Below are 13,653 nucleotides of genomic sequence, written 5' to 3' on the forward strand. Positions count from 1 at the left end.
GCGTTTATTGAAAAGGCCATAGAGGCCAACCACTTACATATTGCTTATCAAGAAGGATATGACTATGCGCAACACCGACTTTTCTCCTCTCTACCGTACCGCGATTGGCTTTGACCGCATGGCAAACATGCTCGACAGCCTCAGCCGCACTGAACAGGTGCAGGGCGGGTACCCTCCATACAATATCGAATTGCTGGAGGAAAATGAATACAGAATCACCATGGCTCTTGCCGGATTTACCGAGCAGGATCTAAACATCCAGACCGAACAAAACACGCTGACCATCTCTGGCAACAAAAACGAAGACACCAACGGACGTCAGTTCTTGCACCAGGGCATCGCCGCACGCAACTTCGAACGCCGCTTCCAACTGGCCGACCATGTGCGCGTCGATTCCGCACGACTGGAAAACGGACTGTTGCACGTTGATCTGGTCCGCGAGATTCCAGAGGCCATGAAGCCGCGAAACATTCAGATCCAGTCACAATCCATCCAAAAGGATTCTCCAAAGACGATTGAAGGCGAAAGACAGAACGTCGCCTGATACCAGGCTCTTCTAACTGATCAACAACTAAGAACAGCAGGGCGCCTGTGGCGTCCTGCTGTCGTCGTTTGCGACCCATGAACAACCCATCCAGTTGCCCACTCTGTCAGAGTTCCTGTCAGTTTTTTCACCGTGACAAACAACGGGAGTACTGGCGTTGCCAACACTGTTTTATGGTGCACGTGCCAAAGCGCTTTCACTTGGATGCCGAAGCGGAAAAACACGAGTACGACAAACACGACAACTGCGTGGATGACAAAGGCTATCGCCGTTTTCTCGGCCGCATGTTTGACCCGCTCAAGGAAAAGCTTGCCAAATTACCGCAAAGCAGTCACGGATTGGATTTCGGTTGCGGACCAGGACCCGCTCTCGCACAGATGTTTCGCGCTGAAGGTCACAAGGTAGAACTCTACGACCACTTTTATTTTCCCAATCGCGAAATATTCAAGATATCTTATGACTTTATCTCCGCAACTGAGGTAGTGGAACATCTCAGTCAACCCCGCCAGGAGTTGGAAAGGCTTTGGCAATGCCTCAAAACTGGTGGCTTATTTGGAGTCATGACTAAACGGGTTCGGGATCTGGAGGCTTTTCGTCGCTGGCACTACAAAAACGACCCGACCCATATTTGTTTTTTTGATGATCGCAGTTTCGAGTATCTCGCCGATCAATGGCAATGCCAATTGGAATTGTGCGGTCCAGACACGTTGATCTTCACCAAACTTTGATTTGGGATCAGGTTTCCGCCGAAAATAGTTTGGCCCTTACCGTCGCCCGATAATCACTGGGCGTGGTCGACAACAGTTTTTTGAACAAACTGGAGAAGTGCCCCATATCCTGGTAGCCCACCTTGTAGGCAATTTCGCTCACCGACAGATTGCTGGTCTGCAGCAAGTCCTTCGCCATATCGATGCGGATTTCCTGCAGGTACTGCAGCGGCGTCTTACCGGTGGCGTTTTTAAAGCGACGATTAAAGGTACGCACGCTCATGTCAAATTTTTCAGCGACGGATTTCAGTAGCACCTCTTTCTGACAATTGTCCTGCAACCAGATCTGCGCCTGTACAATGTCTTCGTCAGGGTGGTAGCGGTGTTTGTCATCGTAGTAACTGGTGGATTCGTAAGGGCGACGAATTTCGTGTGAAAAGTTACGCTGTACGTGACTGGCGATTTCCTGCCCATAAGTGCGATGAATAAAGTGAACTGTCAGATCCGCTACCGCGTTGACGCTGGCGGCACAGTAGATATTGCCCGATTGCGTAATGAAATACTGACGCTTCAACTCCACATCCGGATAGTCCCGCTGGAACTGATCAAAGTAGTGCCAGTGCGTGGTGGCCGCCTTGCCGTTAAGCAAGCCGGCTTCAGCGAGAAAACAACAACCGGTGCCAACAGCGATCAGAATACTGCCCTGTTGGTTCAAGTGGCGCAGCCATTCGATAATCTCCGGGTTGCGACGCATAATAGGGCGAGGGTTTCTCCATAGAGAGGGGATGATCACCATATCGGTGGAGCCAATCTCCTCTATGGCCAGGTCGGGCGTCAGCACAAAACCGGAGCGCGTGGGCACTGGGTCGCGGGTTTTGGCCGCCGAGGCGATATTGAGCCGTGCTCCCCGCCGGTCCCTTCCTTTGGCAGCGCTATGGGCCGCATTCATCATCTCGATGGGCAGAGTGATGCTTGTGGCCAGCATGTCCTCGACCAGCATAAAGGTGGCGCCGAGTCGTCGTTTCATGGAGTTCCAACCTTAGTCTTCAGTGAGAAATTCGGGCAGGGTGTCCCCAACCCTCTGTAATCCGGGCCTTCTTGCTCTGATCTGTTCTGCGGTTCAATCCTAAGCTCCAACCTTAGCCTAATCGGCCTTTAGGCCATTGCGCCAGCACGCCCACCCGAGACTGGCTATTATGCCAGTAATCGTGACTAAAATACCATTGGCTCAGCAGTTTGACTGACCTAAACTGTACTCATCGACTCGGGGCACACCGAAAGCACGCCCTTACCACCCGTTTCAGGAAAGCAAGGAGTAAGCCCATGAATCAATTACCGGTTATTGTTGGATTTGGGGGTTATAACGCCGCCGGGCGCAGCTCTTTCCACCATGGCTTCCGCCGTATGGTTATTGAAAGCCTGGATGCGCACTCCCGGCAGGAGACTCTGGCTGGCCTGGCAGTCATGACGGGCTTGATTCAAGCTGGCGAAGAGGGCTTCGCCACTCTAGAAGGAACTCCGCTGGATCTTGCACAAATTGAGGCACAATTTGCAGACCAGATCCTCGAAGCGACCCTGATTCGCCGCATTGGCAACCGCTACTTTGATGTGGAGGCCACGCCCTGGCAGCAATCTGTAACCGTTGCCCCGAAAGGCGAGAAAACCAGCTTTATACTGTCCAAAAAACAATTGCCCTGTCGTGCGCCTTCCTCCTGGACCGTAAACGAATACTCTGACACCCACGTTGAAGTGGTTCTGGAAGACAATGTAGAGGTCAGAGTGGACTCCTACCGGGAAATGCCTGTCAAGTCCGCCGGCCAGCTGCCCGATGGTTTCGATGTCAGCAAACTCTACAACTCCCGCTTCCATCCCCGCGGTCTGCAAATGACCATAGTGGGCATGAGCGACGCGCTGCATTCCATCGGTATTGACTGGAAGGACATTCAGAACGTAGTGCGACCTGACGAAATGGCCGTATTCGCCGGTAGCATCATGAGCCAGCTGGACGACAATGGCTTTGGCGGCATGATGCAATCCCGCCTCAAGGGGGGCCGGGTATCTGCCAAGCAGCTGCCACTGGGCCTCAACACCATGCCGGCTGACTTTGTGAACGCTTATGTTCTGGGCAGCCTGGGCACCACGGCGGCGGCTTCCGGTGCCTGCGCCACCTTTTTGTACAACCTGAAGATGGCGGTTGAAGCCATTCAATCCGGTAAAGCACGCGTGGCCATTGCCGGCAACAGTGAAGCTCCCATCACCCCTGAAATCGTTGAAGGCTATGCCGCCATGAGCGCGTTGGCCACCGTTGACGGCTTGAAGAAAGTCGAGGGCACCGACACTCCGGATCTGCGTCGTTCCAGCCGTCCGTTCAGCGACAACTGCGGCTTCACCATCGCCGAATCCGCCCAGTTTGTCGTGCTGATGGACGATCAACTGGCACTGCAGCTGGGTGCTCAGATTCACGGCGCTGTTACCGATGTCTTCGTCAATGCAGACGGCCACAAGAAATCCATTTCCGCACCCGGACCAGGCAATTACATCACCCTGGCCAAGGCAGTGGCTTCGGCCCGCGATCTGCTGGGCGAAGAGTCCGTGCAACAGCGCAGTATGATCCATGCTCACGGTTCCAGCACTCCCGCCAACCGCGTCACGGAATCAGAATTGTTTGATCGCGTGGCCCAGGCGTTCGATATCGACAACTGGCCCCTGGCTGCCGTTAAGGCCTACGTCGGCCACTCACTGGCGCCAGCCAGCGGTGACCAGCTGGTGGCAGCCCTTGGCAGTTTTCACTACGGCCTGATCCCGGGCATTAAAACCATCGGCAAGGTGGCTGATGACGTTGTTCAAGAGCGCCTGCAGATCTCGACCGAAGATATCCAAAAGACTGATCTGGATATCGCCTTTATCAATTCCAAAGGCTTCGGAGGCAATAACGCCACCGGTGTGGTCCTGTCCCCCAATATTGTCATGTCGATGTTGACCAAGCGTTATGGCGATGACGCCATTCGGGCTCACGCTGACAAGCTGCAGCAGGTTGAAGCGAAAGCCAATCACTATGATCAGGCGGCACTGCGGGGCGATTTCAATATTGTCTACAAGTTCGGCAAAGATATGATCGACGAGCAGGCTATCGCCATCAATGGTGACGGTATTGAAATTCCAGGCCTGAGCCAAAAGGTCGAATATCAAAACAGCCATCGCTATGACGATATGTGCTGAAATTGCACAAGACCATCACAGGGGGATGGCCACAGTAGACCTGAATTTGCTAGGATGACTGCCCTTAGGAGCCGCAAATTTAGGGATTAGCATGCCAGACGCCGTCGGCCAGCGCTTGAAATCCATTCGGGAATTTCACGGCTGGTCCCAACGAGAGCTCGCCAAACGGGCGGGCGTTCCCAACAGTGCCATTTCAGTGATCGAGCAGGGCTCCGTCAGTCCCTCAATCCAATCACTGGAAAAGGTACTGCGGGGATTTCCTATCAGTCTTAGTGACTTTTTTTCCATCACCCCCGGTACACATCCCTGCCGTATTTCGCGCACAGAGGTCGCCAGTGAAACAGACCCGCTGATTGCCCAATTACATGCGGACAGCGAATTCCCTGACCACCCATTGACCTTGCGCGCCCACCATAGCGAGCAGTCTCCCCACACCTCCATGGCACGTTTCGACACATTGATCCTGGTGACCGCAGGAGAAATCGAGTTTCACTCTCTCGGTATCAACGAACGTCTCCAACGGGGTCAAAGTGTGTCGATATCCGCGCCAAGCCCCTATCGGGTGATGCCATTGGTGAGTGAAGCCCGCTGGGTAGTGGTCACCCGTTCCTAAGCGTTGCCCTCGCCGGCAACGCCTATACTATTTAACGATCCTGGCGCAGCTGTTCAAACAAGCGTTTAAAATCGCTATACTGCCGCCCAACCAAACTCCGGCCGATTGCAAAATCGCCGGCAACAAGAGAGGTGCAAGATGATATTTGAAGGGAAGACCCTTTCGGTCAAGATGCTGGATGACGGCATCGCCGAGTTGAATTTCGACGCCCAGGGCGAATCAGTAAACAAATTCGATAGCGCCACCGTGGCAGAGCTCGAGCAGGCAATAGATGCCCTGGAGCAGGCGGAAGGACTGAAAGGCGTACTCGCTACCAGTGGCAAGGGTGTCTTTATCGTCGGCGCCGATATCAGCGAATTTGTGCCCCTGTTTGCCGCTGGTGGTGACTCCACCGGCGAGCACCTCGGCAAGAACAATGTCAACAATAATCGTCTAGAAGACCTGAAGGTTCCCGTCGTTGTCGCTATCAACGGCTTTGCGCTGGGTGGTGGTCTGGAGTTCTGCCTGGCCTGCGACTACCGCATTATGAGCAATGTGGCCCGGGTCGGCCTGCCAGAAGCCAAATTGGGTCTGATCCCTGGCTGGGGCGGCACTGTGCGCCTGCCACGTCTGGCCGGTTGCGACACCGCCATTGAGTGGATTGCCTCCGGTAAAGACCAAAAGGCGGACGCCGCACTGAAGGCTGGTGTCGTCGATGGTGTGGTCACCCCCGAAGCCCTTCGCGATGGTGCCCTCAAGGTGCTGCAACAATGCATTGACGGCAAACTGGACTATGCCAGCCGCCGTGCGCAGAAGAAGGCACCCCTGCAGCTGAATGATATCGAATCTCTGATGGCGTTCGAGACCTCCAAAGCATTTGTTGCCGGTCAGGCGGGCCCTAACTATCCGGCCCCTGTGACCGCCGTGAAGTGCATGCAGAAAGCCGCCGGTATGGAGCGCGATGGAGCGCTGGAAGTAGAGAAAGAAGGCTTTATCAAAGTCGCCAATACCGACGCCGCCAAGGCTCTGGTGGGTATCTTCCTCAGCGATCAGTTGGTCGCCAAAAAGGCCAAGGGCTGGGAGAAGCAATCAGACAAGAAGATTGAGCGCGCCGCGGTACTTGGTGCAGGCATCATGGGCGGTGGTATCGCCTACCAGTCAGCCCTCAAAGGCACGCCCATCAAAATGAAGGATATCGCGCAGGCGGGTCTGGATCTGGGCATGAATGAAGCCAACAAATTGTTGAGCAAGCTGGTCGCCCGTGGCCGTATGAACGCCGATAAGATGGGTAAGATCCTGTCCAGTATCGAGCCGACTCTGTCCTATGAGAATTTTGACAGTGTCGACATGGTTGTTGAAGCCGTTGTGGAAAACCCCAAGGTCAAGCACGCTGTACTGGCGGATGTGGAGAAGCAGGTGTCAGAGGACGCTATCATCGCCTCCAACACATCCACCATTTCTATTACCTATCTGGCAGAAGCCATGCAACGCCCGCAAAACTTCTGTGGTATGCACTTCTTTAACCCGGTACATGCCATGCCGCTGGTTGAGGTTATCCGTGGCGAAAAAACCAGCGACACAGCCGTAGCCCGCACAGTTGCCTACGCCAACGCCATGGGCAAAAAGGCGGTGGTTGTCAACGACTGTCCGGGGTTCCTGGTTAACCGCGTACTGTTCCCATACTTTGCCGGTTTTGCCGGTCTGGTTCGTGACGGCGCTGACTTCCAGCAAATAGATAAGGTGATGGAAAAGTGGGGCTGGCCCATGGGTCCGGCTTACCTGCTGGATGTGGTCGGTATCGATACCGGCAGTCACGCTGAAGAGGTGATGGCCGAGGGCTTCCCGGACCGCATGAGCAAAGACTTTAAGACCGCCGCTGACGTCATGTTCGAGAACGAGCGCTACGGTCAGAAGAACGGCAAGGGCTTCTACAGCTACGAGCCGGACAAGCGCGGCAAACCCAAGAAGACGGTCACGGAAGAAACCTATGATCTGATCGCCCCCGTCTGCGCCGAACGCAAGGACTTTGACGAAGAGGAAATCATTGCCCGCATGATGATTCCGATGGCAACCGAGCTGGCTCGCTGCCTAGAAGAAAACGTGGTGGATTCCGCCGCAGAAGCCGATATGGCCCTGATTTACGGTATCGGCTTCCCGCCATTCCGTGGCGGCTGCTTCCGCTGGATCGACAGCATTGGTATCGCCAAATTTGTCGAGCTGTGCGACAAGTACCAGCACCTGGGCGGCCTCTACCAGGCTACTGACAAGCAGCGTGAGATGGCTGCATCCGGCACCGGCTACTACAGCTGAGACGGCCCATTAAACGAATCACAGGAGATACCATCGTGAGCTTGAATTCCAGAGATGCGGTTATCGTCGATTACGCCCGCAGTGCCATGGGTCGTTCCAAGAACGGCTGTTTCCGCAACGTCCGCGCCGATGACATCAGCGCCGAGGTGATCAAGGGGCTGCTGGCCCGCAACGAGGCCCTCGACCCGGCGGATATTGATGACCTGATCTGGGGCTGCGTAATGCAGCGCGAAGAGCAGGGCATGAATATTGCCCGGATGGCGCTGTTGCGTGCCGGCCTGCCGCACACCATTCCCGCCCAGACCGTCAACCGTCTATGCGGCTCTTCCATGTCCGCCATGCATACCGCTGCAGCCAACGTAATCGCCGGCCTCGGTGATGTCTATCTGGTGGGCGGGGTAGAGCACATGGGTCATATCAACATGATGCAGGGTGTGGATCCCAACCCGCAGCTGGGCCTGTCTGTGGCCAAGGCCGCCGGCAGCATGGGCATGACCGCTGAAATGCTGTCACTGATGCACGGCATCAACCGTGAGCAGATGGACGAGTTTTCCGCCCGCTCACACCGCCTCGCCTCGCAAGCCCGTGAAGCGGGCAAGTTCAATCGTGAAATCATTCCCCTGATGGGGCACGACGAAAACGGCGTGCCCTTTATGGTGGAGCAGGACGAAACCATCCGCCCGGATACCACGGTTGAAGGTCTGGCACAGCTGCGCCCGGCATTTAACCCCAAGGGCGGCACTGTGACTGCCGGCTCCTCCTCGCAGATCACCGATGGCGCTTCCGCCATGCTGATTATGTCGGCCGAAAAAGCCCGGCAGCTGGGCCTGACGCCTATCGCCAGGATCCGTGCCTGCACACTGGCGGGCGTTGATCCCTCCATTATGGGCTACGGTCCGGTTCCATCCACCCAGAAGGCCCTCAAGCAACTGGGTATGGACATGAAAGATGTGGACTATGTGGAGTTGAACGAGGCGTTTGCGGCGCAGGCATTACCAGTACTCAAGGACCTGCAATTGCTGGACGACATGGATTCCAAGGTCAATGTTCATGGTGGCGCCATCGCCCTGGGCCATCCATTCGGTTGTTCCGGTGTTCGCATCAGCGGCTCCCTGCTGACCGTTATGCAGGACCGCGACCTGAGCATGGGTATTTCCACCATGTGTATCGGTCTGGGCCAGGGCATTAGCACGGTTATCGAGCGCGTCAGCTGATTCTTGTCCGTAATAAAGCCCCAGAATCTGCCGGAACCTGATTCCGGCAGATCTCTTTTTGGTCTCCTGGATCCATTCTGCTAGACTCTCGCGCCGGCGGTGCTACCGCTTACGATATCATCCCCAACCTGCAACTCAGGGAGACGGCATTGAGCGTCTGCAACCAGGTCCAAGATCCCGAAGTCTACCTCAGCCAATGCAGAGCGACATTATCCGGCTCAGAGACCGCGAGCGCCTGTCTGAGTTTTGATTTCGCCCAATACTATCTGCCGGATACCCCATCTATCAGGCTGATTGCACTGGTCGAGTATACTGCAGACCGCGTCTCCAGACTCTTATTGGCACGGTACTCTCCAGAGGTGGAACATCAGTTCTGTGCCCAGGATTTCGATTTTGAAGAGCTGGCCCAAGGCCTGGCGCTGCCTTGTTTTGATCTGGATCGGGCATTACCACTGACGCCCATCCATATCGCCAAGCCCTGGGGGCAGGAAATCTGGTTTACCGGCGTCGAAGAACGGGGGCAGTCCCTGATTGGGGACGGCAAGCATAGCATCCCGCTGCCATGGCTGTTGGCGCTATTGCCGCAACAGCTGAGCAACCGGCGCGAACGCGCCCTGAACCTGCTTAAGATTCTCGACCCTTTGCCGGAAGCGGTGTTTGGCGATCTCTACTTCGAGCTGCATCAGGAGAAGCAGGAAGTCTATGTTGTCACCAGTGTGGACTCGACGGCCTGGCCTGAGGGAAGCGGCGGCATCCGGCTTGGGTTTGATAGCGAACGACTGGCTCAATACCCCGATCGGGATGCCTTTGTGTCAGCGTTTGGCACAGCGGTTAAGGACTATGAGGCCATCCGGCGCAATATCGACAACCAGATTGACAGCTTTCGCCTGGAAGAGGGTATCGGCCTGAGAGAACCGGTCTCCGCCGAGCAACAGAAGGTCTGGCTCAATCGCATAGATTCCCGGCTTCGCCGGCAAGAAGAACAGGCGCGCCAGGCCATGGATGACTTCAAGGCAACTCTGCCGCTCCGCGTTGGCGATGTGGTGAAGGTGCCCTGTTTTACACCTCATTCCCTGCTGCACGGTGTTAGAACGATTGAGTTCCAGACACCGGTCTACGAGCGTCAGATCGTGTCTTTCGCACAAAAAGTGTTGACCCAGGATCACTGGGACACCGACAGCGCACTGGCCTGCATGAACCTCGTCCCCTCCACACCAGAACCTCTGCCGGTTGTGCACTGCGAGGCAGGAGTTAGCGTACAGGAAGTCGTTAGATTTTCTGATTTTCTGGTCAGACGCATCACTCTGCAGCCCGGAGCTCACTATCAACTGCCATCAGCCCCGGGGTACCTGCTGGCAATAGGTCTGATCGGCACAACGGTTGTGTGTGATACAGAACTTGGAGGCGAAATGGCCGCACTGATCGGTGCAGATTTAACCTCGGTACAGCTTCAAAACAGCGGCGATGAAGAATCCATAATCTTGATATCCAATCCGGTGGAGTCCTAAGACCATGAGAAACAGTCTGCGCCAGTTGCAAGTGTTGTTCCTGGCTCTCATCTTTTGCCTTTCCTCCGCCTATGCAGCGCCCAGTCTTTGGCAGGTGGACGCCGTGGAAGGGAAAGGGCGGGCCTATCTGTTTGGATCCATACACTTTGGCCACCAGGATATCTATCCTCTGTCTGATACCGTCATGCGAGCCTTCCGGCGCAGCCGGGAACTGATGGTGGAAATTGACCTCAATCGCGTTGACCCGGGCGAGGCCAGCCGCATTCTGATGGAGTATGGCCGCTATCCGATCGGCGTGACCCTCGAAGAACACCTGCCAACGGCCAAATGGCAGCAGCTACAGCAAGTCTCGCAGCAATTGGGAATTCCGACCAACAACCTGCAGCGATTAAAACCCTGGCTGGTTGCGATTCAGCTGGCTGCCGCTCAGGTACGCCAGAGCGGCTTCGGTGAAGAATACGGTATCGATCGCTATTTCGTGCGGCTGGCCAAAGTCAGCCAACCCGCCAAACCCATTCTGCAGCTGGAGAGCTTCAGTGACCAGATGAGCCTGTTTGATGATCTTGACCACGACTCGCAACTGGATTTTCTCTCTCAAACACTGACAGACTTTGAACAGGGCAGTGGTTATCTGGAAAACATCATCAATGCCTGGCGGGCAGGGGATGAGACATCATTGGATCAGGCGATCAAAGGCGCCTTTGATGGAGATTTGGAGCACGAGCTCTACCAACGCTTATTTGGCGAGCGTAATCGGCGCATGTTTTCCAGTCTGCAAGCGGAAATCGATGCCGGTACGGTCGTGTTTATGGTGGTGGGTGCCGGCCACATTGTCGGCGATGACGGCATTCGGGCCCTGCTGCAGAATGCAGGATACCGGGTAAAGCGGCTTCAATAGGACAATTAATACACAAATCATAAAATATTCACCGCCTTATGCCACAACCGGAGTTGAACCGGGGTTGTGAGTGTGGCAAAATCAGCACCCCTTGAAACGACGACCCTTTGGGAAGAACCAATATTCCCTAAAAAAACAAAGGGTTGCGTTGGTAAGCTAAAGAGGAAACTCACGTTTTACCCGGCTTATCGACAAAGACAAGATTTGCGGACGTGGCGGAATTGGTAGACGCGCTAGATTTAGGTTCTAGTATCGCAAGGTGTGAGAGTTCAAGTCTCTCCGTCCGCACCATTTAACTAACCGGCGGCACCGGCCTGGTGACCGCAGCCATCAAACACTTTGATACACAGGTATTGACCTGATTCACGAGGAACACCATGCAGGTTTCAATCGAGACAACCGAAGGTCTGGAACGCGTTATGACCGTCGGCATCCCCGCCGAGCAAGTAGACACTGAAGTAACCAAGCGCCTGCAGGAAGCGGCCAAGACCGTGCGTCTGAACGGTTTCCGCAAGGGCAAGGTTCCTCTGAAAGTGGTCAAGCAGCGCTTTGGTGCCGGTGTTCGTCAGGAAGTATTGGGCGAAGTCATGAGCCGCTCCTTCTACGAAGCCGTTGAAAAGGAAGACGTTAAACCTGCCGGCCAGCCCGCCATTGAGCCCAAAGAAATGGGCGAAGGCAAGGATGTGGAATTTACTGCCACGTTCGAGGTGTACCCCGAAATCGCTCTGGGCGATACCGCCAGCTTCGAAATCGAAAAGCTGAACGCTGAAGTCCAGGACGGCGATATTGAAAACATGATCGAAGTCCTGCGCAAGCAGCAGGCCAGCTGGAAAGAAGTTGAGCGCGCTGCTGCCAACGAAGACCAGGTCAACATCGATTACACCGGCACCAAAGACGGCGAAGAGTTCGAAGGCGGCAAGGCTGAGGGCCAGAATCTGGTACTGGGCTCCGGCTCCATGATCCCCGGCTTTGAAGACGGCATCGTCGGCCTCAGCGCCGGCGAGGAAAAGACCCTGGCTCTGAGCTTCCCTGAAGACTACCACGCCGAGGAGCTGAAAGGCGCCGCGGTTGAGTTCGTCGTTAAAGTGAACACCATCTCCGAGCAGGAGCTGCCTGAACTGGACGAAGAATTCTTCAAGAAATACGGCGTGGAAGAGGGCGGTGAGGAGCAGTTCCGCACAGACGTTCGCAAGAACATGGAGCGCGAGCTCAAAAACGCCGCCAAGACCAAGGTCAAGAACCAGGTCATGGACAAGCTGATTGAAGCCCACGAAGTTGAGCTGCCCAAATCCCTGATTGCCGGCGAGATTGACGCTCTGCGCGGCCAGATGATGCAGCAATTCGGTGGTGCTCAGCCCAACATGGATCTCAAGTCACTGCTGCCGGACGACATGTTCAAAGAGCAGGCCGAGCGCCGCGTTGCCCTGGGTCTGATCGTCGGTGAAGTGGTTAAGAGTGCCGAGATCAAGGCCGACGGCGACCGCGTCCGTGAGATGATCGAAGAAATGGCCTCCACTTACCAGGAGCCGGAAGAGGTAGTCAACTACTACTACAGCAACCAGCAGTTGCTGGCCAGCGTTGAGTCCGCGGTGCTGGAAGACCAGGTGGTCGAACACATTCTGGACAACGCCAAGGTCACCGAAGTCGACAGTACTTACGACGAAGTGATCAAGCCCGCCGAGCAAAACGCTGAGTAAGAAATAGTCAAACTTGCCGCAAAACACTCGTTTCGCGGCAATCCCTCCTCGATTTACCGCTTCAGGCTGGAATATCTTTCCAGCAACGTTTAAGCTCAGTTCCAAGTCTATTCTGTGACGGCCTCAGGTACCTTAAGCCAACCCAACTGCAGCACTCTCCTCAGTTCGCCCATCACGGAATAGTTCGATGCATTTGTCGACAAGGATTAAGTAAAACGCATGGCAACACTAGACTTCACTTCGCAGGCGTCCGTTATTCAGAATTCAGGACTCGTTCCCATGGTGATCGAGCAAACGGCCCGCGGAGAACGTTCTTTTGACATATACTCCCGCTTGCTGAAAGAACGGGTCATTTTCATGGTAGGCCAGGTTGAAGACCATATGGCCAATCTGGTGGTCGCTCAGCTTCTGTTCCTGGAAGCCGAAAACCCGGATAAAGACATTCACCTCTATATCAATTCCCCCGGTGGCTCCGTCACGGCAGGCATGTCCATTTATGACACCATGCAGTTCATCAAACCTGACGTGAGCACTATGTGTATCGGCCAGGCCTGCAGCATGGGTGCCTTTCTGCTTACCGCCGGTGCCAAAGGCAAGCGTTACTGTCTGCCCAATGCCCGCACTATGATCCACCAGCCCAGCGGTGGTGCCCAGGGCCAGGCCAGCGATATTCATATCCACGCCCAGGAAATCCTCAAGACCCGCCAGCGCCTCAACGAGATTATGGCCCTGCATACCGGTAAAGATGTCGCCCAAATTGCCGAAGACACGGAAAGGGATAATTTCATGAGCGCCCACGAGTCCGTCGAATACGGGCTGGTCGATGCCGTCCTTGAGCATCGCGTCCCAGGCGAGTAATTTATACCCGGGCTAGTAATTTACAGATAACATAGCGGGCTGCCCCTTTTTCAGCACACAAAGCCTTGAAAAACCGCCTTGCAGCACGCATTGTTAGTGGGATGGG

11 protein-coding genes and 1 tRNA gene are annotated in these 13,653 nt (G+C 55.1%); 11 read left to right on the plus strand and 1 reads right to left on the minus strand.

What is annotated here, in order from left to right; translation table 11 throughout:
• Nucleotides 1–64: 64 nt before the first annotated feature.
• Nucleotides 65–544, plus strand: coding sequence for an Hsp20 family protein (locus tag HBA55_RS29900; protein ID WP_166999076.1), 480 nt, complete (start codon nt 65–67; stop codon nt 542–544).
• Between the two features lie 173 nt (nt 545–717).
• A complete protein-coding gene (locus HBA55_RS29905; RefSeq protein WP_240946361.1) occupies nt 718–1,272 on the plus strand; it encodes a class I SAM-dependent methyltransferase in 555 nt (184 codons plus the stop codon).
• A gap of 7 nt (nt 1,273–1,279) precedes the next feature.
• On the opposite strand, the gene HBA55_RS29910 is transcribed toward HBA55_RS29905, so the two are convergent.
• A complete protein-coding gene (locus tag HBA55_RS29910) occupies nt 1,280–2,278 on the minus strand; it encodes a GlxA family transcriptional regulator (RefSeq protein ID WP_166999078.1) in 999 nt (332 codons plus the stop codon).
• Nucleotides 2,279–2,574: 296 nt separating this feature from the next.
• Between HBA55_RS29910 and HBA55_RS29915 the strand changes: the two genes are divergently transcribed.
• From HBA55_RS29915 to clpP, 9 genes are all read left to right on the plus strand, one after another.
• Nucleotides 2,575–4,470: a beta-ketoacyl synthase gene (locus HBA55_RS29915; protein ID WP_166999080.1), complete on the plus strand. Its 1,896-nt coding sequence runs from the start codon at nt 2,575–2,577 to the stop codon at nt 4,468–4,470.
• A 91-nt stretch (nt 4,471–4,561) separates the two neighbouring features.
• Entirely contained in the window at nt 4,562–5,083 is a 522-nt protein-coding gene (locus tag HBA55_RS29920; RefSeq protein ID WP_166999082.1) for a helix-turn-helix domain-containing protein, read from the plus strand.
• A 138-nt stretch (nt 5,084–5,221) separates the two neighbouring features.
• On the plus strand, nt 5,222–7,372 hold the full coding sequence (fadB, locus tag HBA55_RS29925) for a fatty acid oxidation complex subunit alpha FadB (RefSeq protein WP_166999084.1): 2,151 nt from the start codon (nt 5,222–5,224) through the stop codon (nt 7,370–7,372).
• Between the two features lie 35 nt (nt 7,373–7,407).
• Complete coding sequence (fadA, locus tag HBA55_RS29930; protein WP_166999086.1) at nt 7,408–8,586, plus strand: acetyl-CoA C-acyltransferase FadA; 1,179 nt, start codon at nt 7,408–7,410, stop codon at nt 8,584–8,586.
• A 149-nt stretch (nt 8,587–8,735) separates the two neighbouring features.
• Entirely contained in the window at nt 8,736–10,094 is a 1,359-nt protein-coding gene (locus HBA55_RS29935; RefSeq protein ID WP_166999088.1) for a hypothetical protein, read from the plus strand.
• A gap of 4 nt (nt 10,095–10,098) precedes the next feature.
• A complete protein-coding gene (locus tag HBA55_RS29940) occupies nt 10,099–10,992 on the plus strand; it encodes a TraB/GumN family protein (RefSeq protein WP_166999090.1) in 894 nt (297 codons plus the stop codon).
• Nucleotides 10,993–11,198: 206 nt separating this feature from the next.
• Nucleotides 11,199–11,283, plus strand: a tRNA-Leu gene (locus HBA55_RS29945).
• An 86-nt stretch (nt 11,284–11,369) separates the two neighbouring features.
• Nucleotides 11,370–12,689, plus strand: a complete 1,320-nt coding sequence (gene tig, locus HBA55_RS29950) for a trigger factor (RefSeq protein ID WP_166999092.1) — start codon at nt 11,370–11,372, stop codon at nt 12,687–12,689.
• 219 nt (nt 12,690–12,908) lie between these two features.
• Nucleotides 12,909–13,547, plus strand: coding sequence for an ATP-dependent Clp endopeptidase proteolytic subunit ClpP (clpP, locus tag HBA55_RS29955; protein WP_166999094.1), 639 nt, complete (start codon nt 12,909–12,911; stop codon nt 13,545–13,547).
• Nucleotides 13,548–13,653: the final 106 nt, after the last annotated feature.

The organism is Pseudomaricurvus alkylphenolicus (genome assembly GCF_011683955.1).
In the GTDB taxonomy this organism is placed as follows: domain Bacteria; phylum Pseudomonadota; class Gammaproteobacteria; order Pseudomonadales; family Cellvibrionaceae; genus Pseudomaricurvus; species Pseudomaricurvus alkylphenolicus.

What these genes read in the sequence shown, in the direction of transcription:
- HBA55_RS29900 (WP_166999076.1), top strand. Translation starts at nt 65, where the DNA reads ATGCGCAACACCGACTTTTCTCCTCTCTACCGTACCGCGATTGGCTTT.
- HBA55_RS29905 (WP_240946361.1), top strand. Translation starts at nt 718, where the DNA reads ATGGTGCACGTGCCAAAGCGCTTTCACTTGGATGCCGAAGCGGAAAAA.
- HBA55_RS29910 (WP_166999078.1), bottom strand. Translation starts at nt 2,278, where the DNA reads ATGAAACGACGACTCGGCGCCACCTTTATGCTGGTCGAGGACATGCTG.
- HBA55_RS29915 (WP_166999080.1), top strand. Translation starts at nt 2,575, where the DNA reads ATGAATCAATTACCGGTTATTGTTGGATTTGGGGGTTATAACGCCGCC.
- HBA55_RS29920 (WP_166999082.1), top strand. Translation starts at nt 4,562, where the DNA reads ATGCCAGACGCCGTCGGCCAGCGCTTGAAATCCATTCGGGAATTTCAC.
- fadB (WP_166999084.1), top strand. Translation starts at nt 5,222, where the DNA reads ATGATATTTGAAGGGAAGACCCTTTCGGTCAAGATGCTGGATGACGGC.
- HBA55_RS29940 (WP_166999090.1), top strand. Translation starts at nt 10,099, where the DNA reads ATGAGAAACAGTCTGCGCCAGTTGCAAGTGTTGTTCCTGGCTCTCATC.
- tig (WP_166999092.1), top strand. Translation starts at nt 11,370, where the DNA reads ATGCAGGTTTCAATCGAGACAACCGAAGGTCTGGAACGCGTTATGACC.
- clpP (WP_166999094.1), top strand. Translation starts at nt 12,909, where the DNA reads ATGGCAACACTAGACTTCACTTCGCAGGCGTCCGTTATTCAGAATTCA.